A 2,718-nucleotide genomic window follows, 5' to 3' on the forward strand; every position below is an offset into this window, starting at 1 on the left:
ATCCCGGCGCTGTTTGCGAGCCAGCGCAGCCGGCTCCGCGTCGTGTTGCTGGGCGGCCAGCCCGGTGTTGCCGATCGGGCGGCGGCCGAGCTGGCAGGGCGCTTTCCCATGCACCGCTTCGACGTCCTCTCTCATGGCTACTATGCGGCTGGCGAGGAGACGCGGCTTCTCGACAGGCTGAAGTCCGATCGCCCGGACCTCCTGCTCGTCGCCAAGGGCAATCCCCTGCAGGAGCGCTTCATCGCGGACAAGATCGGAACCGAGCATTGTTCGGTCGCCGCCGGCATCGGCGCGCTCTTCGATTTCCTGGCGGGCGAGGTCGAGCGGGCGCCCGAGCTGATGCGGAGCATGCGGCTCGAATGGGCCTACCGGCTCGTTCTGGAGCCGAGGCGGCTTTGGCGCCGCTACGTCCTCGGAAACCCGGCCTTCCTGGCGCGGGTTCTCAGGCAGTACCTCGCCGGTGGCCGGCGTGAGGGATGAGAGTGCGGGCGTGACCACCACGTTCGCTCTGGCGACGCCGAGCTATCGCGGCGACCTCGAACGCTGCAGGCTGCTCTGCGCCAGCATCGACCGCTTTGTCACGGGCCAGGCCGTCCACTACCTGCTGGTCGAGGATCGCGACGTCGCGCTGTTCCGAGATCTCGAAGGGCCGCGCCGGCGCATCCTGCCGGAGTCGCAGCTCCTGCCGCCCTGGTTGCGCCCGTCTCCGGACCCGCTGAGCTTCGGGAAGCGCCGCATCTGGACCGGGCTGGGCGCGATCGCGCGTGGCGTTCCGCCGCTGCGCGGCTGGCATGCCCAGCAGTTGCGCAAATTCGCGGTGGCAAGGGCCGCCGGCGAAGACGTCATCCTCTTCGCCGATTCCGACATGCTCTTCGTCAGGCCGTTCGATCTGTCGAGCCTGGAGAGGAGCGGCGCCATCCGCCTCTATCGCAAGCCCGACGCAATCGCCGCCGACATGGCGGAGCATCGCCAGTGGTGCGAAAACGCTGCGGCGCTGCTGGGGCTGGATAAGCCAACTTGTCCCAGCCACGACTACATCAACAACCTCGTGAGCTGGCGGCGCGCCCATGTGCTGTCGCTGCTCGCGGAGATCGAGCGCCGCAGCGGGCGCGACTGGGTCAGCGCCATCGCGCGGCACCGCCAGTTCTCGGAATACCTGATCTACGGCTGCTACGTCGAACGCGTCCTCGGGCTGGAAGCCGCCGGCCACTGGCCGGATGCGCGCGAGCTCTGCAAGGTCTACTGGATCGATGCGGATGCGGAAGGCTTCGACCGTCTCCGTTCCTTCGAGGACGTGCTCGAGCCCTGGCAGGTCGCCGTCGGCGTGCAGTCCTTCATCGGCCAGCCGATGGACCAGATCCGCACCCTGTTCGAACGGCAGGCATCAGCCTGACGCCACCCGCCGGGCTCGCGCGAGCAGGCCGTATGTGAAGACCGCCGAGACGAGATAGACCAGTCCGAAGACCAGGTTCATCCAGCCGGCCCAGGCGTCGCTCGCCCCGAAGCGCGTCATGACCGCGGAGATCAGCGCTGCCTTGAGCGCGGTCAGCAGGCAGAGGAGCGCGATGCGAGATCCCGTGCGCTCCCGCGCATAAAGCAGCTCCGCATGGTACTCGACGAGATTGCGGAAGGCCGGCACCAGCAGCATCGGCGCGAAGAGATAGGCCGCTTCCGAGACGTTGCGGCCGAGCAGCCCCGGGAAGGGCTTGAGGGCGATGATGACAGCCACCAGCCCGGCGACCGAGATCAGCGCAATGCCGCCTTCGAAGCCGGCGAGTCGCTTCAGGCCGCCAAGTCCGCGATCCTTCATGATCTTCTGCACCAGCATCTGGTTGAAGCTGCGCACGGGCATGGCGGTGAGGTCGATCACCCGCAATGCGATGGCGTAGAGACCGGCGGTGCGCTCGCCCGCGAGCCCGAGCACAAGCAGCTTGTCGAGCTCCGACTGGACATAGAAGACGATGTCGGCCGCTCCTGCGAAGACGGCATCGGCCATGCGGCGCGGATAGAGGCTGTGGACGAAGCGCCAGCGCGTCGCCGGCAGGAAGAAGATCAGGGCGACAAGGGCGCTCGCCAAGGTGGCGGCGCCATAGGCGAAGGCCCAGATAGGCAGGCTGGCATGGCCGAAGGCGACGAAGAGCAGTGCCGCAAGCGTGCGAAGCGCCGAGCCGATGATGACGAGAAGCGCGGCCTGCCGGAAGCGCCTCAGCCCGTTGTTGACGATGGCGACCACCTCGACCAGCCGCCAGCACAGCACTTCCGCAGCGATGATGACCGCGAAGGGCAGGGGCGCGAGCCGGTCGGAAAACAGCAGGACGTAGACGATCGCGGCGGCGGCGCCGATCAGCGGCAGCGACAGCAGGCCGAGCCCGCCGAAGCCGGCGAGATAGGCGCCGAGCAGGCGCGGTTTCACGGTGGCGACGCGATAGAGCGGCGAGATGAAGCCGAAGGCGAGCACGCGCGACAGGATCAGCCCGGTCGAGGAGGCCGTCGCGAACAGCCCGAACTCGCCGAGGGTCAACGTATTCGCAACGATGAGGAAGTAGACAAGGGAAATGACGAGCCGGCCCGCCGAGCCGCTCAGGATGGTGAGGTAGGCGGAAATGGTGGCACGATCTGGCAGCATGACCCGTTCTCGCGGCGGCTGGCCCGGCGCGTGCCTCTGCGTGGCGGCATGACGAACCTCTCTTAGTCGAGAGGCGTTGCGCGACCCTAAAC

Annotated in this window: 3 protein-coding genes; 2 read left to right on the plus strand and 1 reads right to left on the minus strand. The window is 67.7% G+C overall.

Translation table 11 applies throughout. The features are described 5' to 3' along the window. Both ACIPIA_RS13675 and ACIPIA_RS13680 read left to right on the plus strand, forming a co-directional pair. Positions 1 to 480 (plus strand): WecB/TagA/CpsF family glycosyltransferase (locus tag ACIPIA_RS13675; protein WP_400510335.1); only part of this gene is annotated, 480 nt, incomplete at its 5' end. A 10-nt stretch (positions 481 to 490) separates the two neighbouring features. Continuing rightward, complete coding sequence (locus ACIPIA_RS13680; protein WP_400510336.1) at positions 491 to 1,393, plus strand: DUF6492 family protein; 903 nt, start codon at positions 491 to 493, stop codon at positions 1,391 to 1,393. Here the strand turns inward: ACIPIA_RS13680 and ACIPIA_RS13685 are convergent. Continuing rightward, positions 1,385 to 2,626 (minus strand): lipopolysaccharide biosynthesis protein, encoded by a 1,242-nt coding sequence (locus ACIPIA_RS13685; RefSeq protein WP_400510338.1) that lies wholly within the window; start codon positions 2,624 to 2,626, stop codon positions 1,385 to 1,387. The genes ACIPIA_RS13680 and ACIPIA_RS13685 overlap by 9 nt on opposite strands. Positions 2,627 to 2,718 lie beyond the last annotated feature (92 nt).

Source organism: Allobosea sp. CER48 (genome assembly GCF_044752385.1).
Taxonomy (GTDB): Bacteria; Pseudomonadota; Alphaproteobacteria; order Rhizobiales; family Beijerinckiaceae; genus Allobosea.

What these genes read in the sequence shown, in the direction of transcription:
- ACIPIA_RS13685 (WP_400510338.1), bottom strand. Translation starts at nt 2,626, where the DNA reads ATGCTGCCAGATCGTGCCACCATTTCCGCCTACCTCACCATCCTGAGC.